The organism is Hyphococcus flavus, from assembly GCF_028748065.1.
GTDB classification, from domain to species: Bacteria; Pseudomonadota; Alphaproteobacteria; order Caulobacterales; family Parvularculaceae; genus Hyphococcus; species Hyphococcus flavus.
This window is the reverse complement of record NZ_CP118166.1, coordinates 2747699-2772946: the sequence shown is the minus strand read 5'-3', so window position 1 is coordinate 2772946 and position 25248 is coordinate 2747699. Positions and strand designations below refer to the sequence as shown.

Genomic DNA, 25248 nt, shown 5'->3' with positions numbered 1-25248 from the left:
TTCATCCCGAGCCGAAGCGTTTTATAGTCCCTTTTAAACGAAACACGGGGAATTTGTCGTAACCGCATGCTGAAATTCATCGAAACCTTGCTGGGGACATTGGCTGAAGGGTCCCGGCGGGCCGGTGCGCCTTTCGCTGCGTCGGTCCTGTTCCTGGCGATCCTCGCCGGCGCCTATGCGGCGACAAACCTCAAAGTGAACACCGATACGAGCGCCATGCTCGACCCGGCGTTGCCGTTCCAGCAGCGCGCGGCTGAGCTGCGCGATGCATTCCCGGAAATGAAGGAAGACGTGATCGTCGTCATCAGGGCGCCGAGCCTTGATGAAGCGGACGCTTACGCTGCGGCGCTAAGGGACAAGCTCGCAAGCCATGATGACTTCACCAGCGTCTTCGCCCCGGCGCAGGAACCATTTTTCCGTGAGAACGGCCTCCTCTACTTAAGCGTCGATGAGTTGGAAGGCCGACTTTCGCAGATGTCGCAAGCGGCGGGACTCATTGAAACGCTGATCGAGAGCCCGACAGTCGGCACGCTGTTCACGACCATGGCGGACAATGACCGGCTCGCCGAACGATCCGATCTGGGTCAGGAAACTCTGCAACGCATCTACGCCGAACTGGGCGACGTGGTTGAAGCCAGCCTCGCCGGCCAGCAACGCCCGTTTTCATGGATGGGCGCTATCGATGAAGAAATGGCGGAAAAGGAAGCGCACACGCGTCTTCTTTATGCAACGCCGGTACTTGACTATACGCGTCTGCAACCAGCCAAGGGCGCGATCAACGCCCTGCGCGCTGAAACCCTTGAAATGAACACCCGGTTCGGCGGACGCGTTCAAACCTACATCACGGGCGATCCTTCACTGCGATTGGAAGAGCTCGAAGCGGTCACCACCGGCATCGGCTATTCTTTTTTACTTTCGTTCATTCTGGTCTCGCTGCTTTTGCTCCTTTGCTACCGGTCTATCGGCATGGCGGTGCTGACCCTGTTGGGCCTGATCGTCACGCTGACGTTTACATCCGCTTTCGCCGCCGCCTTTATGGGCGAGCTAAACCTCGTGTCGGTGGCGTTCACGGTGCTGCTCGTCGGGCTGGGGTTGGATTTTGCGATCCACCTGTTTCTTCACATTCAGGAACGGCGCGCCGCAGGGCAGGATAATCGCGAGGCGTTAAAAGGCGCGTTGCATGAGGTCGGGCCGGCTCTGGCGCTCGCAGGACCGACCACCGCGCTGGCGTTTCTTTCGTTCGTTCCAACGAAGTTCGACGGCATCGCCCAACTCGGCATGATCGCCGCCGTCGGCGTCATAATCGCGCTCCTGGTGACGATGACGTACGGCCCTTCCGCGCTGGCGCTGTTCAAGAGCCGACCGCAACAGACCGCTAACGGGCGCGTTCGCAAGGTGTTCGATTCCATTTCCAAAGTCTCGGGCCCAGTGGCGATCGCCACCATAGCACTTGGCGTTGTAGCGCTGTTTTTAATGCCGCAGGTACGCTTCGACGCCGACCAGATGGCGCTCAGAAACCCCAATGCCCAATCTGTGGTTGGCTTCAATCTGCTCTTCGAAGACCCGCAAACGCTGCCCTATCGGCTGAGCCGGCTGGTCGATTCCGAAGACGCAGCCGTTGAAACCGCGAGCGCCGCCAGCGCGCTTGAAACTGTTGCTGCGGTGCGCTCTCTGCCCGATTTCGTGCCGGATGCGCAGGACGAAAAACTTGAACTCATTGATTTTGGCGCAGGCGGCATTGTCCTTGCTCTCGACGCAGCGCCAGGGTCCGTTGAAGGACCGCCCGCAGCCGATGGGATTAGGGCGCTGCAAGGCCGGCTTGATGAAGCCTATGAGGATGGCGCCGGCGCCCGCCTCGCCGCGTTGCTGACGGAGATCGATACGTCAAACGAAGCGCAGGTTGCTTACTTACAGGAAAACATCTTCGCGTACTGGCCGCAGCTCGTCTCATTGCTGCGCGCGCAGATGAACGCAGACTACGTCGATATCGACACGCTGCCGGAAACGTTGAAGTCGCGTTACCTGAGCGATGATGGCAAGTGGCGCGTGGACATCATGCCCAAGGGCGACGTTCGCGATTTCAAGGAACTCGATAAGTTCGTCGATGAAGTCGAAGCGGTCATTCCCGATCTCGCCGGCGGCGCCTATCAGGCGCGCAAGGCAGGCGAAACGATTTCACAGGCGATGTTGCAGGCGACAGGCATCGCCTTTGGCATCATCTCTGTCTTTTTGTGGCTGTTGGTGCGCCGGCTCCGCACGGTGTTGCTGATGCTGTTCCCGCTGGCGCTCGCCGCCGTGCTGACCGCCGCCACAGGCGTTATCCTCAATATCCCGTTCAACTACGCCAATGTAATCGTGCTCCCGCTCCTCATCGGCATCGGTGTCGATAGCGGCATTCACCTCGTCATGCGCCAGCGCCAGATCGCGGCGGGTGAAGGCATCTACGGCACCTCAACGCCGCGCGCCGTCCTATTCGCGGCGCTGACGACGGTGGCGTCGTTCGGCAGCCTGATGCTCTCTCCCCATCGCGGCACCGCGTCCATGGGCGAGCTATTGTCGATCGCCATCCTCTTCACGCTGATTTGCACGCTCATCGTCCTGCCCGCGGCGTTCAATTACGAGGAAAAGCGAGCTTCGAAGGGACTTTAGCTTCAGCATAAAAAATGATGCTATTTCAGCAGTCTAAAGCAAGCAGGCTAGACCAAAGCTGACCTCCCCGGGCGCCTGGCACGTGACCGGAATTTCATCCGCCGCCGCCAGTTTGGCGGTCTATTGCTGGATTTCCGCCGCAATCGTCCCATATTGAACAAAACTCACAAAAGGCCGGGGCGCACCCGACCGATAGTCAAAAGAGGGTAGCCGTCATGTTCATGTCCCGCGTTCGCATTCTCGCCGCACTCGTCGCCGCCTCAGCCGTGACGCCAGCCGTCGCGCAGGAAGGGGCCGCACCCGCCGCCGAGGAAGAAGTCAGCGCCATAGACAGCGCCACGGACTTTGCGCGCTCGCTGATCGACGAAGCCTCGCAAACGCTGACCAACGAAAGCCTGTCTGAAGAGGACCGACTGCAGACGTTCCGTACGTTTCTTGGCGAGAAAATGGACCTCGATTTCATTTCGCGTATTGTGCTCGCCAAACGCTATCGCTCGGAAATGACCGAAGAACAAAACCAGCGTTATGACGCCGCCTTCCCCGCCTACATGACACGCATTTACGCTGATCAGTTCGACCAGATCTTCGGCAAGCCTTATTCAGTAGTCGATTCAAAACCGGCCTCGCGCGGTGACGTATTCGTCGCCACCGACTTCGAAGTTGGCGACCGCCGCACGCTGAACGTCGTCTGGCGCATCCGGAACTCGGACGGCGAGAACAAGATCGTCGACATTATCGTACAGGGCGGATCGATCATTACGCTCAAACGCGAGGAGTTTTCATCCTTCGTCGCGGCCAATGGCGTTGACGCGCTGATTGAAACGCTGGAGGGCGAAGCTGCTTAGTTATCTGTTGAACGCTTTCTTTTTAAACCGTTACGAGTAACGTCAACTACGATAACTAAACGTGTAACTATTGCCCCGATCAGAGCGACCCCGCTAGCATAGCTTAGTACGGTTGAAATAACGCCGTCAGCAATAAGCAAAGCCAAACCAAGCCCCAGAACAGCAATTAACGCTAAGGCAAGATATGCACGCTTAAGTGATTTTCTTTCGGTCAAATGACTAATACTTTTAATTATGCACGTCTTTCGAATTTCGGTGCGTTAAAGAATCCCCGTCAAAATCAACCTCAAAAATCAGAAGATCAAACCCTGTTGTGATATAGCCGATATCAAAGCGTTTTTTTTTCATAAATCAGCGTTAGCATGCCTTCGCAAGAAATTTTGGAGTTGAATGTTATCTGTGTTCGAGAAGCTGAAAGTGGAAATACAGCTTCACCACACTTGTCTAGTTGAACCTTCTCGCTCGTGACTTCAGGGCCAATCCAGACAGTCACTTGCAAATCGTTCCGCGCGCATGAAACGCAGCTAAAAATAGCAGAACTCGGCCTAGACGCACGAGATTCACTTAACTCTTCCGTTCAAAGACAAAATCAGCGGCGCCTTTGAGCGGCGCGGCGGCGTCGCCAAACGGGTCGAGGTGAGATTTACACCGCTCCACAAGTTCCGCCGCTTTTGACTTGGCCCCATCCATGCCGAGCAGCTTGATGAACGTCGCTTTGTCCATCTCCGCATCCTGCCCCGCCGGTTTGCCGAGGGTTTCTGCATCCGCCGTCGCATCGAGAATGTCATCAACAATCTGGAACGCGAGGCCAAGATCCTCGGCATAGGCCGCCAGCGCCGCCACTTCATCACTTGAGGCCTCAGCAATCAGGCCGCCGCCGACCGCGCCAAAGCGTATCAGCGCGCCGGTTTTGAGCCGCTGCAATTGAGTGACGCCCGCAAGGTCAAAATCTTTTTGCTCAGCATAGATGTCAATCATCTGACCGCCCACCATGCCAGCCTTGCCGGAGGCCCGGGCAAGTTCCAGCGCCACGGCGCAACGCACATTGCCGTCGGGGTGGGTTTCCAGCTCGGCCAGAATTTCAAATGCCTGGGTGAGTAAAGCGTCGCCAGCTAGGATCGCTGTCGCATCATCAAACTTTTTATGCACCGACGGCCGCCCCCGGCGCAGATCAGAATCATCCATCGCTGGCAGATCATCATGAACCAGCGAATAGCAATGGATCATCTCAACAGCGCAGCCGACACGGATTGAGCGCGCACGCGGCGCATCGAACATGTCCGCCGCTGCAATCACTAAGAACGGACGCAGCCGCTTACCGCCGTCGAGCGCGCCCCAGCGCATGGCGTCGACAACTCGCCCCAATGGCCCGTCACTTTGGGGTAAAAAGTCATCAAGCGCCGTTTCGATAAGAGCGGCGGTTTCTTTTATTGTACTTTCAAATGCAGACATTCGTTTCTTCTTTTTCCGTGTTATGCCCGGGCGTGTCCCGGGCATCGAGCAATCTGGGGGGTAAAACTGGATCGCCGGCATAAAGCCGGCGATGACAATTGTGAACCCAAGCTAGCGCGTTATCTCTACCGCCGCGTCACAAACCCTGAGCCGTCGCACTCGCCGCACATGCGCGCGATTAGTCCGCGTTTGCCGCGCCCGCCGCAGTCTGCACAGATGGCTTTCTTGGCGTTACCGCCGAGGAAGCTCGACAGCATATCAACCGGACGATTATCCGTTGGCGCCGGCGCCACATTCATGGCGAAGTTTCGCGCCGATTCCATCCGCGCCGCTGGGAAAGCCGCCGCCAGTGATGAGCTCTCATCCGAAAGACCGTGCAGCGTCATCATCAGGTCGCGACGCCACTGCTGGATAATCAGTTTGAACTGACCGGCGTCAAAGGCCCCGGTAATCGCCAGCCCCGCCATCAGAAACAAATCGCTGCCCTCAAGCGAGGCCATGCTGATATGAAGGTTGCGGTTAAGCGCCTCGACCAGACGGATATCGACCGGAAAACCGACAAAGCGGGCGAGAAACCCAAGCTCGGAGATCTTGCCCGTGTCCGGTCCCGTCTGCATCACCGCAACAACGAAATTGACGCCATTATCCTCAACACCAAAGACCTTGAGCGGGCCGTCTTCGCCCAGCGATTCCAGTGATCCGAATTGCGCCTCTAGCGCGGCCACCACTTTCGAAAGCGGCCAGCTTTGCTCAGCGGCCGCGCCGCCGGAAAACATTTGAAACATGACGTGATCCCCTGCCCGTAACCCCGCGCTAGAGGCTACACGAGCGGCCTGTTGCCGCCAAGGGCCGTTACGGATGGGTCACAGTTACGCTCCGGGGCTTGAATCTCGGGGCGAAAACGCCGAGGTTATTTTGCACCGCAGCGCAACAACCGTTATAGATTGGCGAATATGCGGTTGTCGCCGCAGCGCGCCCATGAAATAACGCGCGTTCTGGTAGAATCTTTAGTAGTGGCGAGGGGGCGTCTCCATGTCCGATCGGGCGCAAGCGTCTAACAATGAAGAAATCAAGGTCGTGCTCGCCCAGCCGCGCGGCTTCTGCGCTGGTGTTGAGCGCGCCATCGATATCGTAGAGCGCGCGCTCGAAAAATACGGCGCGCCCGTCTATGTCCGCCACGAGATTGTTCACAACAAATTCGTCGTTGATACGCTGCGCGAACGCGGCGCGATTTTTGTCGAGGAAATCGACGAAATCCCGACCGGCGCGGTTACGGTCTTTTCTGCTCATGGCGTCGCCAAAAAGGTTGAGAACGGCGCCCTGGTACGTGAGCTGGACGTCATTGACGCCACCTGCCCGCTGGTGACGAAAGTTCATAAAGAGGGCCGCCGCTACGCTGAAAAAGGCTATGACATTGTGCTGATCGGCCATATCGGCCACCCGGAAGTCGAAGGCACGTTGGGCCAAATTCCGGGTACGGTGCATGTAATTTCAGAACCCGAAGACGTCGCCGGGCTGAGTGTCGCTGACGACGAGCGCGTCGCCTTTGTCACCCAGACCACATTGTCCGTGAATGATACAAAAGACGTCATCGCGGCGCTCAAAAAACGCTTCCCCAGCATCATCGGTCCTGACACGCGTGACATTTGCTACGCAACACAAAACCGGCAAACCGCCGTCATCGCCATGGCGAAACAGGTGGACCTGTTGCTTGTCGTCGGCGCACATAACAGCTCGAACTCAAACCGCTTGCGCGAAATCGGCGAGAACTTCGGCATTCCGAGCTATTTGATCGAAGATGCGTCGATGTTCGACCCGGCCTGGCTTCAAGGCGTCAAAACCGTCGGTCTCACCGCCGGCGCTTCAGCGCCTGAAACACTGGTGCAGGAAACTATAGCACGCGTGCGCAATTACAGGACCGTCACCGTCGAAACCCTCGACGGTGTTCAGGAAAACATCCATTTCAAACTGCCTAAAGAGCTTTCAGACGTCGAGCGCCCGAAAGACGCTATGGAAGCCTGGGCCGTTACTACCGCTTGAACGCAAGAAGACTGAAACAACCAAATCGTCCGGAGAAACAACATGTCAGTATCGCTCCATCAGCAAGTCCGCGTCGGCGCCTATGTGGCGAAGCAAACGCTTATGGGCCGTGACAAATATCCGCTGGTTTTGTTTCTGGAACCTTTGTTCCGCTGCAATCTCGCTTGCCCGGGCTGCGGCAAGATCGATTACCCGGCGCCAATCCTCAACAAGCGCCTTTCGGTGCAGGAATGCCTCGACGCCGTAGACGAATGCGGCGCGCCCGTTGTCGCGGTGCCCGGCGGCGAACCGCTGATCCATAAGGAAATCGGCGAAATCGTTGAAGGCATCGTCGCGCGTAAGAAATTCGTTTCTCTTTGCACCAATGCGTTGTTGCTCGAGAAAAAACTGCACCTGTTCAAGCCGTCGCCATTCCTGTTCTTTTCCGTGCACCTTGATGGGCTTGAAGAAGAGCACGACCATGCGGTCGATCAGAAAGGCACGTTCAAGATCGCAATCAAAGCGATCAAGGCAGCGCAGGACGCAGGCTTTAACGTCAACGTTAATGCGACGATCTTTGACAATATGACGGCGGAGCAGGTCGCCGATTATCTCGACTTCGCCACCGATCTCGGCGTCGGCATTTCGATCTCACCGGGCTACGCCTATGAGCGTGCGGAAGACAAGGAACACTTCCTGTCACGTGAGAAAACGAAGAACCTTTTCCGAGACATCTTCAAAATCGGCAAGGAGCGGGGCCGCAAGTGGAACCTGTCACACTCGTCGCTGTTCCTGAACTTCCTCGCCGGTAATGAGGAATACATGTGTACGCCTTGGGGCTCGCCAACGCGCAACGTCTTCGGATGGCAGAAACCATGCTACCTTCTCGGCGAAGGCTACGTGTCATCGTTCAAGGAACTGATGGAAACAACCGAGTGGGATAAGTACGGCACTGGCAAATATGAGAAGTGCTCGAACTGCATGGCCCATTGCGGCTATGAACCGACGGCCGCAATGGACGCGGTGAAAAACCCGTTCAAAATGTTCAAGATCCCGAACATGTTCAAGATCAGGACCGAAGGCCCGATGGCGCCGGAAATCGATCTTACAAACGCTCGTCCGGCCGAAGACGTGCACGAGGAACTCGTTGAAGCTGAGATGACGAAAATCAAAAACGAGAAAAAAGCGGCGGCCAAGGACAAAGAAAAAGCCGAGGTCGCTGCATAACCTCAAGGCTTTCAGCCACAGCAAAAGAGTGATTGAATGGCCCTGTTACTAAACGGGGAGTTATTCAATGAGACATTTGTTGTTTACGACTGCCGCCGCCGCTTTTGTTGCTTCTGCGAGCCTTGCTGCGCCCGCGCCCGAAAATACCGCGCCAACCGCTCGCGATACGGTGCGTGACGCCATCGCATCCCGCATTACCACGCCGCGAACTAATCCCGATGGGTTTGAGGTTCCACCGACCAGCGGCGATGGCGGTTGGATCAGGATGTGCATTACGGAACTGCGCTACATCGCGTTCACGACCGACTACGTTCATTCCGGTTTTGCAAAAACGCCAACTGGCGACGATTACTATTTTGGCGTCACAAAATCAGGAATCATCATTTCGCCGTCATCAACGCCCGTGCTTGTTCCGACATCGGAAGGTTTTGCCGCGCCGGCGACGCCCGATCTCTGGAGCTTTTTGCGCGTCGCCGCCAATGAAGGAAAGTGGGTGGAGTTTTACGCCTGGGAACCTGATGAAAGCGGGGTGCAGCGGGTGACGCAGGTGCGCCGTCAATATCCTTCGCCAGAAACGGCCCCCTGTCCGGCGAGCTAGAACTTTTTGCGGTTCGCGTTATCCACACCGCTCATCCCGGTGAAAACCGGGATCCAGCGAATGAAATAAAGCCGGGCGAAGCCCGACATGTTTGTCCGACTGGACCCCGGCTTGCGCCGGAGTGAGCGGGGATTGATAGATCGAGATATCTACAAGCAGATTTAAACGTCTAGGTTTTTGAACAAGATTTCAAAAAGCGGGCCGAGGTCGCGGCGCAGCGTTTTCGTCGCAGCGGCGCTGTCGGCGCCAAGCTTCATCAATTCCGGAAACTGCTTGGGGTCGCGCAACGCGGCCACAAGCGTTTGCAACACGCGTGTTGAACCGTCCGATGCGACAGCATTAAGCGCGGCTTTGGGTAATGCGCGGTCCGCCGGGTCGGCGATCGCGCGGATAGCGAGAAACGGCGCCCCGGCCCGCGCCGCCGCACGCGCCGCGCCGTGGCTTTCCATATCGACCGCGAGGCACCCGTGATTATGATACAGTGCAGATTTTATTGTTGTGCTGTCGATGATTTCATCCGCGCCGAAAAGACTTGCAAATCTGTACCCACTCCGGACATCCCGGCGCCCGCGCGCGAAGGCGCGCTGTTTTTGATTTGGCCGCTTTGCGGCCGGGCCGGGATCCATCCTGCCGGATTTTTCTGGACCCCGGCTTTCGCCGGGGTGAGCGGATTGAATAGCCGCCATCAAATACCGGTCACTCGCATATACTGACCCGTCATCGGCGATAACGGTCTCTCCAATGATCAGATCGCCAGGCTTCAGCGCCGGATCGAGCCCCCCGGAAACACCTACGGATATGATCGCACTCGCGCCCTGCTCGCATAATTCTTTGGCGATTTCTTCCGCACGCGCGGCGTTGGCGCCCGAGACGCCGATGCGGATTTTTGATTGATCGACGCTCGCCGAAACGACCGCCGCTTCGGATTTCAGTCCGCAGATGACGCCGATAAAGCTTGGCACAATGGCTCCTGTCTCTCTTCATCAGTTTCTTGACACAAACCTAAGATGGCATGCAATTCAAATTCAGCACATGCAGACTTGCATCTAACCATTACTCTGACTTTCCGATGGTAGTGCTATTATTACCCATCAAACTTTTGTTGATGGTATATGCACTCCTCTTTTTGCGCATTCAGCAGAAAATTGTTGATATCCAGTAAGTGTTTTTGACAGTACCAGTTTTGTATCTTTCGTTTTCATGTACTGCGCCCATATACCATCTTGCAGAGATTCTATATCATCCCACGTGTACTGAGTTGTTCGCCTTATACCTATGTAAGTAACGCCATCATCGCTGTAACTTACTCGCCCACCGTATCCGGCATAAATCCCCCATAAAGCCATGAAAATTATTGCAACTCCCATGAATACAAACAATGATCCAGCTCCTTCCATATCAAGCCAGAAAGGCAATATGACCGATGCACAACCAAAACTAAGCATCAGCACCATTAGTCCGCCATAGACATGGAGCCCCGGAGAATAGGAAAGGCGAATGCTACCAGCGCTATCTTCCTCAACTTTCTTTGAACCTGATGATTTCAACAAAAAAACAAGAGAATAAGACAAAACTGCAACCAAAACCCCGGGTAACATTACTTCAACAATGTCCATTTCATTTGCCCATAACAGTAGTCGCCAACTCAGCCGCTCTCTCACCCGACCTGATCGATCCCTCAATTGTTGCGGGCACGCCGGTGTCGATATGATCGCCGGCGAGGAAAAGATTGCGCCATTGAGTATCCGGTTTGAGGCGTTTGCGCGCGCCGGCAGGCGACTGATCGGGCGTTGCGCGTTTTTCGCGGATCACGCGAACGCGTTCGTATTCCTCATTGCCGAGATCAAGCGCGATTTGCGTTTCGCGCCAGATTTTCGCCACCACGTCGTCATTGGGCCGGTCGTCCGTACCAATTGCATTTGACGCTGATGTCGTCAGACTAATGACATCATCGCGCACGAACGCCCATTGTCCGTCAGAGCCGATCATGCCGATGAACGGTCCCTCGCCCAACGCCTTGGTCGGGACAGGCTTCGCCATGCGATAATGGATATTCAAAATGCTGGCGTCGTCTTCGGGCGGGTCGACATCAGGCAACAAGTCCTTCAGCCGTGTCGGCGGAATGGCGAAGATAACCTTGTCGCCTTCTTCGAGCGTCACGGTTTCATCGGCGAAGTTAAGCGTCGTCACCTCGCCGCCCTCCATCCAGACGCTGCGCACGCGCGCGCCGAGTCGCACCACGCCGCCGTTTTGCTCAATAAACTTAACCGCCGGATCGATGAAAGCATGGCCGAGACCCGTCCGCGCCGTCAGCGGTATTGACGCCTGACCGCCCAGCAGAAACGTTTCGCGAATGACGCGCCACAACAGTTTTGCCTGGCCTTTCGCGGGCGTGGTGTTCAGCACCGCCAGCGTCAGCGGCTCCCAGAAACGCTCATAGAGCGGACTTTTTTGATCAACGACCTCTGCGACGGTTTTATCTTTATCTGCAAAGGCAATTCCGGCCGCTTTGACGTAATCCATGACGCCTGTGTCCGGCACGCGCCATTGTTTGTCGAAGACCCAGAACGGGATCGGCCCTTCATTGATGCGCACCGTCCAGCGTTTGCCGGACTGCACATCAACAAAGGGATACATGGCGAATGGCGGGCCGGTGAGCGGGTCTTCCGCGCCAATCCGCTGCATGTAAGACAACGCCGACTTGTTGCCCGACATAATCAGGTGGTTGCCGTTGTCGATTTCACGTTCAAGGTGCTTGTCGTAGAACGTGCGGCAACGACCACCCGCCTGCCCCGCGCCTTCATAAACGGTGACCTTCATGTCATTTTCGATAAGGCGCACTGCCGCCGCAAGGCCGGAAAGCCCGGCGCCGATAATATGAACCCGGCTCATGCGTGCGCCTCTTGTCTTTCCAGTTTCGGCGCGGCCAGCCAGCGCATGGCGATCATCGCCTTTTCATGATTGGGTATGGTGACGCGCGGCTGGCCGTTATCCCAGCCGCGCGCGGTCATCTTGTCGAGATAGCGTTCATAAACGCCCATCATCAAAAGCGCCGGCCGCAATATTTTCCAGTCGAGAGACTTTAGCGCGTTGCGCGCATGAGAGAATTTCTCCCGCGCTATTTTCGCCATATCTTCGCGCAATGCGGGCAGGCCCGGCGCGTCGGCGATCTCATCCGGCGTCATCGGGCAGTGATGTTTTTCTAACAACTCTTTCGGCAGATAAAGGCGGCCTTCGCCAGCGTCTTGTTCTATATCGCGAAGGATGTTTGTGAACTGCAATGCATCGCCCAGCGAAATGGCGAAATCATCCGACACTTTACCCGCCGGGGCGCCGAAGATCGGCATGGAGAGTTGCCCGACTGCGCCGGCGACGCGGCGCGTATAAGCAAAAAGCGCTTCAAGGCCCGGCGCCACGACCGGCCCTTCGGCGTCCATCTCCATCCCTTCGATCATCAAAAAGAATTCGTCTTTGGGAAGATTAAATTTTTCGACGGGCTCGAGAAGCGCAACGCCTGTCGGGTATTCCGGAACGCCCCGGTAAAGGCGATCAATTTCCGCACGCCATCCGGCTAACGCTTTTCGCTTTTGGTCAAGCGTGCCGCCTTCATCTGCAATATCATCAACCTCGCGGCAAAAGGCATAAACGGCGTACATGCCTTCGCGGCGCGGTTTTGATAATATCCGCATGCCGGGACCGAACGATGTTTTCGAGCGCTTGACGGTTTCAAAGGCGTGCTGGCGCGCCTCTTCCGGCGAGATAGCAGGATGCGCAGTCATTATGCAGCGCCCCTGCCAGCCTCGAAAAAGCCCGCGGCCGCGCCGCGCAATCCGGCTGAGGCAAAGTCGACTTTATTCAGGGCGACGCGTTTTGCGAGCGGGTCGCCCTTTCGCAATAACTGAATCAACCGCTCGGCAAGACGAACGATAATTGCGGACTCCATCGCCAGATGTTTAGAATTCAGGGCCGAGGGCAGTTTGCGCGCATCGCTCATCAAGCTTTCGCAGCCGTCCAGCATTCGATCCATAACGTTTCGAAAGCCCGGAGATACAGCATCTCGATCGACTACCGTAATATCTTCGTTTTCTTCCTTCAGCCAGTCTTCAATGATGTAAATGCGATCCAACTCACGCCGGTCATCGCCGCAATCCTGCAAATGATTGACGATCTGCAACACTGTGCACAACGCATCTGAATACCGGTAACCAGACTTATCCTCTCCATGCAGGTCAAGAAGATAACGGCCCACAGGATTGGCGGAAAGCTCGCAATAGCCGAGCAATTCTTCCCAGGATGCGTAACGGCTTTTTTCGGCGTCGAGGATAAAGGCGGCGACAAGATCGGAACCGTGTTTGGTCGTGACGCCTGTCTCCTTCATGCTTTCCCGCAAGTCATGCGCTTTTTGATACTCGCCACCATATCCGGGTTCGCCTTTTAACGCAGCGTCGAACGAGGTCAGCCGTTTGATCTTGTCTTCCGGCGACAGCGCGCCATTGTCGGCGATGTCATCGATCGCACGAGCGAAAGCGTAGTACTTGGCCACATGAGGCCGCAAATGCTTCGGCAGGAGGAAAGAACCGACGGGAAAATTCTCGTCCTTCGCCCCTTTGCCGGAAGGGGTCTCGGCGCCTGCCGGAGATGGCTCAGACGAAGGAGATGAAACTGGCGTATGAAGGCTTGTTGACATGGGCGCACCTTACGGATTTCGGACTATTTTCCAAGCGCTCTATCGCCGCTTTGCGCTTTGCCGCGCCGCGGGCTAAATCGCGTGTCACATGCTTACATTTATCGCCTTTCTGTCGCTTTTGGCCTGGCTATGGCTAACCTTCCTGCAGGGGAATTTCTGGCGGGCTTCAGAACGGCTGACCGATGCGCCGGAACCTGAGAACTGGCCGGAAGTTGTCGCGGTAATCCCTGCCCGAAACGAGGCGGAAACCATCGGCGCGGTCATCTCAGCGCATGTGGCCGCCGACTATCCCGGCCGTTTTTCCGTCATCGTCGCTGATGACGGCTCGACGGACGGCACGGCTACGATCGCGGCAGCGGCTGGTGATAGCGACCGGCTTGAAATTGTATCTGTGCCTGATCTGCCCAACGGATGGAGCGGCAAGCTATGGGCGATTCACAACGGCCTGATGCAAGCAAGTAAACTCTCACCTGAAGCTAAATATGTCTTGCTCACAGATGCAGACATTCAATTGTCGCCTGACACGTTAACGCGGCTCGTGGCGAAAGCGGAAAAGGAAAAGCTCGCACTGACATCGCTAATGGCGAAGCTCGACTCGCGTGGGCCATGGGCGTCGTTTCTGATACCGGCGTTTATCTATTTCTTTCAGAAACTCTATCCGTTTCCACGCGCTAACGATCCAGATGACAATCTCGCGGCGGCGGCAGGCGGGTGCATGCTGGTGCGCCGTGACGCAATCGAGGCTATTGGGGGTATTGAACGGATAAAAGGCGCGCTCATCGATGATTGCACGTTCGCTAAAGCCATTAAGGACATCACGCCTTCAACCAGAATTTGGCTGGGAATCGCTGATTCAGAAGCCGTTAGTCTGCGCGACAATCGCGAGCTGTCATCAATCTGGAACATGGTGGCGCGCACCGCCTATGCCCAATTGGGCTATTCGCCGCTGTTGCTGTTCGGGACCGTAATGGGCATGGCGCTCGTGTATCTGGCGGCACCGCTCGTGTTGCTAACAATATTCTTTCACTGGAATTTTTCCGCCCTGTTCTACGCGCTGATTACCTGCGGACTGATGGCTTATACCTACTGGCCGACGTTACGGCTTTATGGCCGCGCGCCATGGGAAGCTGTATTGTTGCCGGCCGCTGGCGCGCTTTACACGGCAATGACGGTGTCGTCCGCCATGCGTTACTGGCGCGGCGAAGGCGGCCAGTGGAAAGGCCGAACCTATAGCTAGCCTTTTTGGCTCTCTGCGAACTTTTTCGTCACAAGGAAAACCGCACACGGCGCTTCACGGACGAGATCGCGAGAGGCGCTGCCCTGAAACAGGGTCTGCCAGAAACCGCGCTGGTGAGATCCAGTGACGATCAGGTCCGCTCCTTGATCCTTGGCGTATTCAGCAATCTCATCGGCAGGCTCGCCATCGAGAAGCACCCATTTGGCGCCTGGCGCATATTTCGCCGCCAGTTCGCCAAGCTTTTGCTCTGTGGTTTGTCGCCCTTCGCGATTTCGTTCAGTGATTGCTTCCGCAGCAACCGCCGAATTCGCCGCAGCCTCGCCGCTGAAGGTAGCGATTGTCGTGCTGAGCAAAGGCCACGCGCTGACTACTTGCAAATGCGCGCCATCCCGTTTCGCTAATGATCTGGCAGCGAGGATAACGCCCTCTGAAAGATCGTCATCAACCGCAACTGCCGCGATAATGTTCTGAAACTTCATCGCTTCACTCCGTTTTTGTTTCTACATTAAATATAAACACCAGCGCGTGGAATTTAACCGCTTCAAAGCGCACAGTTTTCGCTGTTTGTTCTGAATATTTTTTAACGCTCCAGGAGCCGCTTTGGGTGCCGTCCGTCCACATAGCCCATAAAAGGCGCGCAGATCGAATAGCCGAGTAGTTCCTGAGCCCGTTGCGGCAGGGTTTTGGCGACGTCCGGCGGCACCGCGAGCAGCATATTTTCAAGCTGGCGCGTCCATGCTGGGCAATATTGCGGCGTGATTATCAGACGCGGCGCGTCAGATACATTCGCGCCGCCACGATGCCATAAAGTGCCCTTGGCGATCATGAGCGAACCGGCTGGCATTACGGCTTTTACAGCACCCGGATGGGCGCCGGGATCGCCCTCGCGGCGGGCATCCCGGCTAAAATCAGTCTCCGTGATGGCGCCGTTAACATCCTCGTCACCCCACAGGTGACTGCCGGGAAGAATTTCGGTGGCGCCGTTCGTTTCCGTCATCGGATCAACTGCCCAGAAGGTTGAAACGCCAAGTGAAGGACGCGGGCGCGGCCAACGGTAATGACTGTCATCGTAGTGCCAAGGCTGCGCCGTTTCACCGGGGTGAAGCTTGATGGCAAGGCAGGCGGATAAAAGACAGTCTTCACCAAGATCTGCTTCAACGAATTTCAACGCCAGCGGATGTGTCACGAGATCAGCAAAGACAGGCGACTTCGCCAGCATGGCGTAGACGCGATTTGAATCGCGTCCCTCGAATTCATTTCGGCCTTTAATGTTCTGATCAAGATAGGGATTCAGAGCGTCCCGAATATTTTTGACTTGCTCCGCAGCCAGTACGTTCTCAAATATGATGTATCCATCACGGTCGAATTGCGCACGCCAGTCTTCGAAAGAATGTGCCCCTAACCACTGATCAAGGTCATTTGATAATGCGGTATTTTCCATGAGCATTTCCTTTTCCTGCTCATGATGATGCCGTGTTTTTGTGACGGCTTAAACCGGCTTGAGCAGTCCTTTGTCCTTTGCCCACTCGAACATCGCCGCGAGCGCCGGCTCAACGGGCGCGGCGCGCCAATCAAGTTCGCGCGCCGCCTTGTCGGAAGAAAATGAGACCTGCCGCCCGGCTAGCCGCACGCCAGTCAGCGGCGCCTTTGGGGGCTTGCCGGTAATCGACGACACAACCGCCGTGTCAACGGCGCCCGCCAATAACGCCACCCAATACGGCATTTTCGTTTTTGGCGCGGGACGCCCGGTTAAGCGCTCGACCATGGCGAGCAGCTCTTTCATGGCGATGTTTTCGCCGCCCAGAACATACCGGTTGCCGCGCCGCCCCCGATCCCGCGCGGCAATCAACCCATCGGCAAGACTATCAACGGGGACAAAATTCAAGATGCAATCAATGTAGGCTGGCGTTTTGCCATTCGCGAAGTCGAGCAGCATCTGCGTTGGCGGCGTCATGCCGTCGTCGCCCGGACCAAGCGGCTCGGTCGGCGCCGCGATCACCGCATCCAGTCCCTTGGCCGTGAAGGCCTCGATCTCAAGTTCTGCTAAGCGTTTCGAGCGCGGATAGGCGCCAATCATGTCTTCGCTGGAATGGATTGTTCCTTCGTCGGCAAATGATGCGCCGATTGGCGTCTCGGTACCGACAAGCGTGGTCAAACTCGAACAGTGAACAAAGCGTTCGACGCCCTTATTCAACGCAATACCGGCTACGCATGCCGTGCCTTGTCTGTTTACATGATCAAAGATGGAAAGGTCTTTCGCCCATAATTGCGCATTGCCCGCAAGATGAAAGACGTTCGTAACCCCTTCCATGGCGCGTTCCACATCGCCTGGTTCCGCAATCGATCCTTGAAAATCATCCTCATGTAAGGGAGCCGCAAGATCGAATGAACGAACGCGTTCGCCCTTGGCGCGCAGTTTCGTAACGAGATGTTTTCCGACAAAGCCCGCACCGCCGGTAACTAGAGTAACGCCGCTCACGATTTCTCCCGGCAGACCAGCAATCCCTCATCCGTTACCGAACCCGCAATCAATCCCTGCTCCACCTTCACGGCGGACGTTGCGGCGCTGAATAACGCGCCTTTCGGATCGTCGAAAAGAATATCGATGGCGCCAGTTTGAGGGTCGGCCTTAATGATCCTCGATGGCGCCCGGCCCCAGCCAAGCTTGCGGTTGAACGCGAGTTTCAGCATTTTCGGATGCACCGCCGCGATAATATCGCCCTCAGCCGATACGCTAAGATTGTCCGGCCCGCCCGGTAGGTCGATGCGAGTTTTGATCTCATGTTTGTTCCTATCCAGCACCAGCAATGCGTTTTCCCGCGTCGCCGCCAGCACAAAATCGCCATCCACCGTCTGCGCAAGACCGTTTGCGAATAACGCTTTCTTAAAAACGATACTCCGATCATTCATCAAACCGCTGCGCTTTAACCGGAAAATATTTTCAAAGCCGGCGCCAATGCCGCAAGACGCATGATCGAAAGAGACCAGATTTTCGCCTTCGTTGGTCACGACGTCATTAGCCGCGCAATGTGTTGTCTGTGCCGCACCAACGAAAACCTCGCCATTAGCGCCGAGGCGCTGCAAAACCGGCTCCATGCGCCACTTCCGTCCGTCGCGTGCATAAGTTCTGTTGATGAATACCAGTTCTTTATTCGTCTTATCGTAATGAATGCCGTGAGGACGTAATCCGCCGCTGAACTCCCCCGGGGAAGCAAGCGACGCCGCATAAACTGGCTGGCCGCCGGCCTGAAACAGCGCATCCAATGGTACAGCATAGACCCCCCCTGATGGCGGTGCGGCTCCATTTCTTTTTGATGCTTTTTCGGCAGCGCGACGATTATAAGCCGAAATGAACAATCGCCCATTGGCCTCATCAAGCGCAAGATCCTCCGCACCCAGAACAGGCTTGAGGGTCACGTCATCTAAAATGCTGACATGACGGCAGACATTGTGTGCGAATTTCGCAGGACCCACATTTTGTGCGCTGCAGGAGATTAGGCCTGCAAACCCCAAAATCACCGCAAATTTAAGCTGCGTCTTCCCCATGGCGCGCCCCCGTATCCAAACCGCCCTTGCCGCCGGGCCGTTGATATCCCCATTTTTCAATGAAGTAGCCCAGACGCGCCTCTACTTTGGCGGCTGCTTCATCGGAATAATCGAACTTATTCTTCTTGAACGTCGAAACGGATGCAAGATAGCGCTCAAATTTATCCTGCGCCGCATCAAAACCGGGCAATGACAGCGCTTCATAGACCTTGGAAACTGCTCCCATCGGATCTGCATCGAGCTCATCATAGCGCAGTTCCACCAGGTTTTCCTCCGGAACATCCATGGCGTCGCGTTCATAATCGCGCATCATCCGGTCATAGACGGTCAGGATCGTCTCATCGATGTCCACGTGATCGTAACCTTGAAGCGCAAACTCCTTGAGAAGTTTTTTATAAAAATTCCGCATGGAAACGAATACATCATATGGATTGCGGTGAATGTGTATGAATTTTGCTTCCGGAAACATCTCGCGCAACATGGCGAACCGGCCTGTGTAGACAGGGTTTTTGATCAGCAATGGTTTTTCACCTTGATGCAGGTACAGCTTGCGCAGGAAATAGGTGAACTGCTTACGCCAGCTTCGTATGTCGGCGGTAGAACAACCATCAAAGAATAGTCCTCGCATGACATTTTCAGCAAAGGCGCGGGGAAAATAGATGCCGTGATAGAATGACGCTTCAGACATGTTCGCAATGGCGATTTCGTCTTCCTGCGGGCTGGTCGGCGTCACCGGGATGTTGTCTATGTAACGATGTTCCGGCAGCGCCTTTTCAAGCAGCGGACTGAACACCTTGGCGATGCCGAACAGGTCCCAGGGCAGTCCGGTCGCCACCGGCGGCACGTAACCCCACTCCCCGCTCTCACACATGATGTTGTAAAGATGGGTCGTGCCGGAACGCCAATGGCCGAGGATGAAAACCGGCGGCGGCATATCCTCAAGTTTGGGCAGTTTGCTTTCAATCACCAGTTTTTCAACGGTGGAAACCGGCCAGCGGCCTATGGCGGCGAGCCCGACACCCAGTCCCTGGAGGGGATGACTGGGCAAGCCTGAGCGCCCCGTCACCGTCGCCAGTGTGCCGATATTTGCGCCGCTCAACGGATGGGCCATGGAATGATCCGCCTCATGTGGTGTTATCGCTAAAGAATGGGCATAGCGCAGTCTTTGACGCACGGCCATATTCCGGCCCTGTTAACGCATTAAAAAATGAGATGAAATAAGGCGTTGCGCATGATTTTCCTGTCTTGAAGCGGCTCGTTCGCAGCACAAGGTTAACCATGTCGTGAGACGCTGCGGCGAATGAATTTACAAGAAAACGGCCTGCCCGCCTGACAAGCCCGCGGAAAGGCGCGCATAGAACGAGATCATGTTGCGTAACCAGCGCCAGTTAATTGATTTTATTAATAAAATACCCGCCCTCACGATAGTGATGATGGCGGTGTTTTGCAGCGTTTTCTCTCCGGTTCGCGCGGCAGACACCTATACCGCTTCCATCGAAGGCGCTGACAATGGTCTGAGATCTAAGCTCGAACTCATCTCGGAGTTGATGAAAGGCGTTCGCGAATATCCGACCGCCGCCGCGCTGCGCCGGGCCGCGCGCCGCGATGTGGAGGAATTCAACAAGGCGCTTCAGGCGGCAGGTTTTTACGCCGGATCAGCCGATTTCGACCTCGTTCCTGCCGAAGACGGCGGCAAGGCGGAAATCATTTATCGGATTGACACAGGGCCTGCCTTTCGGATTTCCGAATATGAAGTTCTCTATCAAGACGAAGCAGAAGGCCGGCCAGCGTCCTTCAGAGATGCAGACATTGAGACCAGCGGCGAAGCCGACGGGGCTTCCCTGAAAGCGCGGCAGCAGGAATTTCTGAACGTCCTCTGGGAAAGCGGATATCCGGCGGCGGAAATCGTTACGCGGCGGGCGATCGCCAACTTCGAGACGGCGGAGGCCAGCGCTATCTTCGTCTTTCGCAGCGGACCAAAAGCGAAATTTGGTGACGCGCAGGTCAGCGGCGCTGAGAAAACAAACGCCGCCTTCATCAGACGCATGAAGACATGGAAGGAAGGTGAAGAGTTCGAACGCTCGAAACTGACCCGATACTACGACAAACTGCGCGAGACCAATCTCTTCGCGACTATCGACATTTCGCCTGGCCAACCCGGAGAGGACGGCGTTACGCCAGTGATCGTCAGACTGGAAGAACGCAAACAAAGAACGATTGGCGCTGGCGTTTCCTACTCAACGGCGGAAGGTCCGGGCGGCCGTCTTTATTTCGAACACCGCAATGTTTTCGGTTACGCAGAAAGTGCCCGCGTTGAACTGCGCGCTTCTGAAATTGAACAGTCGGTGAATGCAAGCATTACGCGTCCCATGCCGCGACTGGACAGCCAGGCGTTCGCAAGCGCCGCGTTCGTGAATGAAACGACGGATGCGTTTGACGCACGGTCTTTGAAACTTTCCGCCGGTCTTTCGAAGAAATGGCTTGAGGACAATTTGGAAACGCGCGGCGCGATTGCGTTAGAGACGTCAAATGTTCGCGCCGACGGCGTTGAAGACCGGAACTACTTTATATCGACGCCGTTGTCGGTGATCTGGAATTCGGAAAACGATCTTCTCAATCCTACTGAGGGATTTCGTGCGTCATGGACAGTCACGCCTTACACGGGGTCTGAAACATTCACCCAAAGCGAAATCTCCGCCCGCTGGCGGGTTCATTTTGGGGAGGAACAACGCGTTACGCTCGCTGCCCGCGCCGCGCTCGGAGCGACTTTCGGCAACTCACTCGTCAGTTTGCCACTCAACAAGCGATATTACGCTGGCGGCGGCGGATCGGTACGGGGTTATGGATTTCAGGAAGCAGGCCCTTTGGACGCTGACAATGATCCCATCGGCGGGCTATCGCGCGTAGACGGAGCGATCGAAACACGCGTGAAGGTCATCAACAATTTGCAAATCGCCGGCTTTGTCGATGCCGGGTCGGTTTCATCGAGCAACGTTCCCAGTTTTAATGATGAATTTTTTATCGGCTATGGCGGCGGCATAAGATACATCACGCCCATCGGACCCATCCGCGCCGACATCGCCTTCCCGCTCGACAAACGTGAAAGCGACGCTGACTTCCAGATTTACATCGCATTGGGGCAGCCGTTTTAATGAAGCGCGCAGCCATCATATCAGCAGTAATTGCTAGCGCTTTACTCGCGCTCATTGCTTTGCTTTGGGTCGGCCTGTTTCACACGCCGCCGGGCCGGACAATGCTATCCACTGTGATCGAAGATCAGCTCGGCGGCGCATTGAATTCTGAAGTGAAGATTGGCCGCTTTGACGGCTCGCCGCCTGGTCACATCGTTATTGAGGACGTAACCTTTGACGACGCTGGATCGCCATGGGCGACTGTGCGCCGTCTGGAATTGCGGTGGCGTCCTTTTGCATTACTGCGAAAACGGATCGTCGTCGATCTCGCTGATGTTGAAGGCGCGTATCTCTTGCGCAATCCTCCCGAACGGGAAACCGACACCGATGACAGCGAGCCGCTAAATCTTTCCATCAGCGCTCCCAATTTGTCTGTCGCGGAATTCAATCTTTCCGACCTTCGCGCCGAGGTGAATGGACAGACCGAGCGCCTTGACGGCACAGGCTCAGTCAAGCTCAACGGTCCCGATATAAGCCTGCGCATTACGTTGACGAGCAGCGGCGGCTTCGATCAGGCGGATGTCACGCTCGAAAAAACACCGCTGGAAAATCAGTTCTATCTCGACGGCACGCTTATCGCCGAGGTTGAAGGCGTCATTGCGTCCCTGCTGGGATTAGAAGGACCGCTCCGGATCACTGCGGCTGGCGACGGCGCAATTGATAACGCCGCCATCACAATCACAGGCGTGGTTGGCGAATATGGCGATCTCAACGCCGCCATTGCTGGCGACCTCAACCGCTTGAATGGCGCCGATCTGAAAGTTGATTTTGCTGCTGGAGACAGACTGGCTCAGATATCTGAACTTTCTGAACCTGTCTCGCTGGATGCCAGGTTCGCCCTTGAAGGAAATGACGGGTTACTCAACATCCGCTCACTCACATCTGCTGCCGGAACGATTTCAGGCGACCTGCGCTGGCGCGCGCCAGGAGGCGAAGTCGATCAACTCTCAACAGCTTTGGACGTCAGCCTAGCTGAATCCTATCGCAACGACATCCAAACCTATCTTGGCTCAACCGTTAATCTTTCAGCACAACTCAACTGGCGCCGCGACGATTACGGCCTGACTGCCGCCATCAGCTCTGGTCGCGCCCGCATCGATCTTCTAAATGGCCAAACAGATTTAGGAAGAAAACTATCCGGTGAGTTTTCCGCTGTTCTAAACGGGAGTGACGCCTTACCGGCTTTCCTGGCGCAAGGCGCGCAAGCCAACGCAGTCATCGACGCTGACCTTGACCGGTCCATCCGTGCTGCAAATTTAAGCTTCGCAACAAATGATGGCGCCGCGTTTAGCGGAAACGCGGAATACGCTTTCACTGACAGTGCCATCACGACGTTTGGGGATTTCAACATCAGCCGCGAAGCGCTTCGTACGATTGCTCCCGACGTAATCGCAGACGGCCCGGTAACAGGTGACCTCAACCTTTCAGGCCCGGCAGAGCGGTTCAGTTTGACGGCGAATTTCGAAACGCCTCAGCTTGCTTTTTCAGACGGAGCTCTCCCGCCCATGGTCATAGACGCACAATTCGCCGGTCTACCGTCCTTACCTACAGGCGACATCCTGGCGACAGCGCGCAATGGCGCGCCCCGCAGGCTTGAAGCACAGTTGAGGTCCTCCGAAAACGGATTAATCCGCGCACCAAAAATACTCTACGCCGGCAAAGGGTTTCGGCTCGAAGGTTCCGGCGACTTCAATCCGGGACCACAGACGGCAAATCTTGATCTGGCGTTTCAAGGGCAAGATGACGCCCAGCCCTGGCCCGGCGTCACCATGCTGGGCGACTTTGAGGTCAGGGGTGTCGTTTCTCGCGACGGCGCTCTCAACAATCTGAATGCCAATGCAGAGAACTTATCTGTAAATGACATCTCTGTTACCGGTTTTAAGGCTACGGCCGAAGGACCGCCGGGTGCGGTCGATGTCGCAATTTCCGGAAGCGCGTTCGCCGCACCGGGCGCGCCGCAAATTGCTGACTATGACATTAGCGCTCAACTCAACCTGCAAGACACCCTCACAATTCTTTTGTCGCAGTTCGAGGCGCTGGTGTCAGACAACCGCGCCCGCCTGACAGAAGCCGCGACGATCACACTTCAGAATGGCGTCAAGTTGGATAACATTCGCCTCGCCTATGGGAGCAATGGCGCAATTTCAGTCGACGGCGCGTTTTCAAACGATCATTGGCTGGCCGATGCACGACTCCAAAGCGTCAACATTCCGGGCGCTGACGGCCAGGTCACAATGACTTTGGAGCTCGACACCAATGCTGAAACGCCAGCCCGCGCCGATTTCATGTTGCGTTCATTGCTCCTGAACAAGGAGGAAGCATCAATCGCCGGTAACGCCCTGTGGGATGGCGCAACCCTGACGCTTACTGATGATGATGCTGACGAGAAAATTGATATGCGCATCGTCCTGCCTGCGGCACTGACCAGATCGCCGAAGGTCGGCATCAGTACGGATGGCGCGCTCGATGGCTTTGTTCGCTACGACGGCGACATTCAGGCTCTCGCCGCCTACCTGCCGCCAAGCCTTCAGACTATGGAAGGAAAACTCACGGCGGATTTCAACCTTGGCGGCGACACAAGCGCCCCTGACCTATCGGGCAGCGCCAATCTGAGCGAAGGCGCATATACTGAACTGAGCTCCGGCTTTTCACTTGCCGGTCTGCACGCGCAAGCTCAGGCTGAATACACAGGCGGCCAAAGCATCGTTACGTTTATGGGCGGCGCACGCGGCGCTGATCAGTCGCGTGAAGATTCGATTACGTTTAGCGGAGACCTAACCGTTGGCGAGAGTTCCCGCATCAATCTTGATGTAGATTTCGACAATGCGGAGATGTCCGCGCACCCCATCAACACAGTCAGGGCCAATGGTTTTCTAAAAATTGCTGGCCCGTTTGACGGGCTGGAAGCGAATGGTGAGATCACCGTTGACGAGCTTGATGCGGAAATTATCACCCCGGAAAGCACCGGCCTCGTGGACATTGAAGTTGTTTCTTACAACGATGACGGCCCAATGCCGGACAATGTCGCGGAAGAACGCAACTCCGGCATTGCATACGCGATCAAATTGACGGCGGATGATCGTATTTTCATTCGCGGGCGCGGCCTTGAAAGCGAATGGTCGGCGAATGTCGACGCCAATAACGGACGCGAAGGTCCGGTCATCACCGGCAATTTGTCCTTGCGTCGCGGTTGGCTCGATTTTTCCGGGCGGCGGTTTGATTTAACGCGCGGCGCTATCAGATTTGATCGGATTTCAGTGAACAACCCTTCTCTCGACATTCGGGCTGAACATGACACGTCAGACGGCGTAACGGCTGCGATTGTCATTTCCGGACGGGCGCAAGAACCGTCTATCTCGCTTCAATCGACGCCGTCGCTGCCGCAGGAAGATGTCATGTCGCTTATTCTTTTCGGCAAGCCGGCGCAGGAATTGTCGCCTTTTGAGTCCCTGCAAGCCGCCGAAGCACTGGCCTCGCTCAGCGGCATTGGCCCGTTTGGCGGCGAAGGCATCACCGGGCGCCTGCGCAATGCTGTCGGGCTCGATCTGTTGAATGTCGATATCGACCCTCAAAACGGCGGCGGGTCGCTGACGGTCGGTAAATACGTGGCGGACGGATTTTTCGTTTCGGCGACCCAGGACGCCGAAGGCAAGAACGGGGCGGTGCGCGTGAAATACGAAATCACCGACAACATTACAGTCGAGACTGAACTGGAACAGACTGGCGACCAGACCGTTTCAGCGAACTGGGAAAGAGATTTCTAACCCCCCCAAACCAAAACGCCGCCTCATTTTTCA

21 protein-coding genes are annotated in these 25248 nt (G+C 56.0%); 8 read left to right on the top strand and 13 right to left on the bottom strand.

Annotated features, from left to right (window positions below; all coding sequences use genetic code 11):
* Positions 1–66: 66 nt before the first annotated feature.
* Positions 67–2649 carry an MMPL family transporter gene (locus tag PUV54_RS13230; RefSeq protein WP_274492738.1) on the top strand — a complete coding sequence of 861 codons (2583 nt, stop codon included), beginning with the start codon at positions 67–69 and terminating at the stop codon, positions 2647–2649.
* A gap of 215 nt (positions 2650–2864) precedes the next feature.
* Complete coding sequence (locus tag PUV54_RS13225; protein WP_274492737.1) at positions 2865–3494, top strand: MlaC/ttg2D family ABC transporter substrate-binding protein; 630 nt, start codon at positions 2865–2867, stop codon at positions 3492–3494.
* On the opposite strand, the gene PUV54_RS13220 is transcribed toward PUV54_RS13225, so the two are convergent.
* The 3 genes from PUV54_RS13220 to PUV54_RS13210 form a co-directional block, all read right to left on the bottom strand.
* On the bottom strand, positions 3491–3709 hold the full coding sequence (locus PUV54_RS13220; protein ID WP_274492736.1) for a hypothetical protein: 219 nt from the start codon (positions 3707–3709) through the stop codon (positions 3491–3493). The genes PUV54_RS13225 and PUV54_RS13220 overlap by 4 nt on opposite strands.
* A gap of 349 nt (positions 3710–4058) precedes the next feature.
* Complete coding sequence (locus tag PUV54_RS13215) at positions 4059–4946, bottom strand: polyprenyl synthetase family protein (protein WP_274492735.1); 888 nt, start codon at positions 4944–4946, stop codon at positions 4059–4061.
* A gap of 125 nt (positions 4947–5071) precedes the next feature.
* On the bottom strand, positions 5072–5731 hold the full coding sequence (locus PUV54_RS13210; protein WP_274492734.1) for a hypothetical protein: 660 nt from the start codon (positions 5729–5731) through the stop codon (positions 5072–5074).
* Between the two features lie 247 nt (positions 5732–5978).
* Between PUV54_RS13210 and ispH the strand changes: the two genes are divergently transcribed.
* The 3 genes from ispH (at position 5979) to PUV54_RS13195 (ending at position 8790) form a co-directional block, all read left to right on the top strand.
* Entirely contained in the window at positions 5979–6986 is a 1008-nt protein-coding gene (ispH, locus tag PUV54_RS13205) for a 4-hydroxy-3-methylbut-2-enyl diphosphate reductase (protein WP_274492733.1), read from the top strand.
* A 42-nt stretch (positions 6987–7028) separates the two neighbouring features.
* Positions 7029–8192 carry an adenosyl-hopene transferase HpnH gene (hpnH, locus tag PUV54_RS13200; RefSeq protein ID WP_274492732.1) on the top strand — a complete coding sequence of 388 codons (1164 nt, stop codon included), beginning with the start codon at positions 7029–7031 and terminating at the stop codon, positions 8190–8192.
* 67 nt (positions 8193–8259) lie between these two features.
* A complete protein-coding gene (locus PUV54_RS13195; protein WP_274492731.1) occupies positions 8260–8790 on the top strand; it encodes a hypothetical protein in 531 nt (176 codons plus the stop codon).
* A 161-nt stretch (positions 8791–8951) separates the two neighbouring features.
* On the opposite strand, the gene PUV54_RS13190 is transcribed toward PUV54_RS13195, so the two are convergent.
* The 5 genes from PUV54_RS13190 to hpnC all read right to left on the bottom strand — a co-directional run bounded on the left by PUV54_RS13190 (position 8952) and on the right by hpnC (position 13477).
* Complete coding sequence (locus PUV54_RS13190; RefSeq protein ID WP_274492730.1) at positions 8952–9752, bottom strand: phosphorylase family protein; 801 nt, start codon at positions 9750–9752, stop codon at positions 8952–8954.
* 129 nt (positions 9753–9881) lie between these two features.
* On the bottom strand, positions 9882–10406 hold the full coding sequence (locus PUV54_RS13185) for a hypothetical protein (protein WP_274492729.1): 525 nt from the start codon (positions 10404–10406) through the stop codon (positions 9882–9884).
* A 1-nt stretch (position 10407) separates the two neighbouring features.
* Positions 10408–11682 carry a hydroxysqualene dehydroxylase HpnE gene (gene hpnE, locus PUV54_RS13180; RefSeq protein ID WP_274492728.1) on the bottom strand — a complete coding sequence of 425 codons (1275 nt, stop codon included), beginning with the start codon at positions 11680–11682 and terminating at the stop codon, positions 10408–10410.
* On the bottom strand, positions 11679–12569 hold the full coding sequence (locus PUV54_RS13175) for a squalene/phytoene synthase family protein (RefSeq protein ID WP_274492727.1): 891 nt from the start codon (positions 12567–12569) through the stop codon (positions 11679–11681). The genes hpnE and PUV54_RS13175 overlap by 4 nt, the downstream gene beginning before the upstream one ends.
* Complete coding sequence (gene hpnC, locus PUV54_RS13170; RefSeq protein ID WP_274492726.1) at positions 12569–13477, bottom strand: squalene synthase HpnC; 909 nt, start codon at positions 13475–13477, stop codon at positions 12569–12571. Before hpnC ends, PUV54_RS13175 begins: the two co-directional genes overlap by 1 nt.
* Positions 13478–13565: 88 nt before the next feature.
* On the opposite strand from hpnC, the gene PUV54_RS13165 reads away from it, so the two are divergent.
* Entirely contained in the window at positions 13566–14714 is a 1149-nt protein-coding gene (locus PUV54_RS13165) for a glycosyltransferase (protein ID WP_274492725.1), read from the top strand.
* On the opposite strand, the gene PUV54_RS13160 is transcribed toward PUV54_RS13165, so the two are convergent.
* The 5 genes from PUV54_RS13160 to PUV54_RS13140 form a co-directional block, all read right to left on the bottom strand.
* On the bottom strand, positions 14711–15193 hold the full coding sequence (locus tag PUV54_RS13160; protein ID WP_274492724.1) for a universal stress protein: 483 nt from the start codon (positions 15191–15193) through the stop codon (positions 14711–14713). The two genes, PUV54_RS13165 and PUV54_RS13160, sit on opposite strands and share 4 nt — an antisense overlap.
* A gap of 101 nt (positions 15194–15294) precedes the next feature.
* On the bottom strand, positions 15295–16155 hold the full coding sequence (locus PUV54_RS13155) for a phytanoyl-CoA dioxygenase family protein (protein ID WP_274492723.1): 861 nt from the start codon (positions 16153–16155) through the stop codon (positions 15295–15297).
* 48 nt (positions 16156–16203) lie between these two features.
* Positions 16204–17193: an NAD-dependent epimerase/dehydratase family protein gene (locus tag PUV54_RS13150; protein WP_274492722.1), complete on the bottom strand. Its 990-nt coding sequence runs from the start codon at positions 17191–17193 to the stop codon at positions 16204–16206.
* On the bottom strand, positions 17190–18260 hold the full coding sequence (locus PUV54_RS13145; protein ID WP_274492721.1) for a hypothetical protein: 1071 nt from the start codon (positions 18258–18260) through the stop codon (positions 17190–17192). The genes PUV54_RS13150 and PUV54_RS13145 overlap by 4 nt, the downstream gene beginning before the upstream one ends.
* Entirely contained in the window at positions 18241–19371 is a 1131-nt protein-coding gene (locus tag PUV54_RS13140) for a sulfotransferase family protein (protein WP_274492720.1), read from the bottom strand. Before PUV54_RS13140 ends, PUV54_RS13145 begins: the two co-directional genes overlap by 20 nt.
* Before the next feature lie 256 nt (positions 19372–19627).
* Between PUV54_RS13140 and PUV54_RS13135 the strand changes: the two genes are divergently transcribed.
* Entirely contained in the window at positions 19628–21412 is a 1785-nt protein-coding gene (locus PUV54_RS13135; protein WP_274492719.1) for an autotransporter assembly complex protein TamA, read from the top strand.
* Positions 21412–25215 carry a translocation/assembly module TamB domain-containing protein gene (locus PUV54_RS13130; RefSeq protein WP_274492718.1) on the top strand — a complete coding sequence of 1268 codons (3804 nt, stop codon included), beginning with the start codon at positions 21412–21414 and terminating at the stop codon, positions 25213–25215. Before PUV54_RS13135 ends, PUV54_RS13130 begins: the two co-directional genes overlap by 1 nt.
* Positions 25216–25248 lie beyond the last annotated feature (33 nt).

Bases quoted from the DNA above. Each gene is read 5' to 3' on its own strand.
- PUV54_RS13230 (WP_274492738.1), top strand. From the start codon at position 67: ATGCTGAAATTCATCGAAACCTTGCTGGGGACATTGGCTGAAGGGTCC.
- PUV54_RS13225 (WP_274492737.1), top strand. From the start codon at position 2,865: ATGTTCATGTCCCGCGTTCGCATTCTCGCCGCACTCGTCGCCGCCTCA.
- PUV54_RS13215 (WP_274492735.1), bottom strand. From the start codon at position 4,946: ATGTCTGCATTTGAAAGTACAATAAAAGAAACCGCCGCTCTTATCGAA.
- PUV54_RS13210 (WP_274492734.1), bottom strand. From the start codon at position 5,731: ATGTTTCAAATGTTTTCCGGCGGCGCGGCCGCTGAGCAAAGCTGGCCG.
- ispH (WP_274492733.1), top strand. From the start codon at position 5,979: ATGTCCGATCGGGCGCAAGCGTCTAACAATGAAGAAATCAAGGTCGTG.
- hpnH (WP_274492732.1), top strand. From the start codon at position 7,029: ATGTCAGTATCGCTCCATCAGCAAGTCCGCGTCGGCGCCTATGTGGCG.
- PUV54_RS13195 (WP_274492731.1), top strand. From the start codon at position 8,260: ATGAGACATTTGTTGTTTACGACTGCCGCCGCCGCTTTTGTTGCTTCT.
- PUV54_RS13185 (WP_274492729.1), bottom strand. From the start codon at position 10,406: ATGGACATTGTTGAAGTAATGTTACCCGGGGTTTTGGTTGCAGTTTTG.
- hpnE (WP_274492728.1), bottom strand. From the start codon at position 11,682: ATGAGCCGGGTTCATATTATCGGCGCCGGGCTTTCCGGCCTTGCGGCG.
- PUV54_RS13175 (WP_274492727.1), bottom strand. From the start codon at position 12,569: ATGACTGCGCATCCTGCTATCTCGCCGGAAGAGGCGCGCCAGCACGCC.
- hpnC (WP_274492726.1), bottom strand. From the start codon at position 13,477: ATGTCAACAAGCCTTCATACGCCAGTTTCATCTCCTTCGTCTGAGCCA.
- PUV54_RS13165 (WP_274492725.1), top strand. From the start codon at position 13,566: ATGCTTACATTTATCGCCTTTCTGTCGCTTTTGGCCTGGCTATGGCTA.
- PUV54_RS13160 (WP_274492724.1), bottom strand. From the start codon at position 15,193: ATGAAGTTTCAGAACATTATCGCGGCAGTTGCGGTTGATGACGATCTT.
- PUV54_RS13155 (WP_274492723.1), bottom strand. From the start codon at position 16,155: ATGGAAAATACCGCATTATCAAATGACCTTGATCAGTGGTTAGGGGCA.
- PUV54_RS13145 (WP_274492721.1), bottom strand. From the start codon at position 18,260: ATGGGGAAGACGCAGCTTAAATTTGCGGTGATTTTGGGGTTTGCAGGC.
- PUV54_RS13140 (WP_274492720.1), bottom strand. From the start codon at position 19,371: ATGGCCCATCCGTTGAGCGGCGCAAATATCGGCACACTGGCGACGGTG.
- PUV54_RS13135 (WP_274492719.1), top strand. From the start codon at position 19,628: ATGTTGCGTAACCAGCGCCAGTTAATTGATTTTATTAATAAAATACCC.
- PUV54_RS13130 (WP_274492718.1), top strand. From the start codon at position 21,412: ATGAAGCGCGCAGCCATCATATCAGCAGTAATTGCTAGCGCTTTACTC.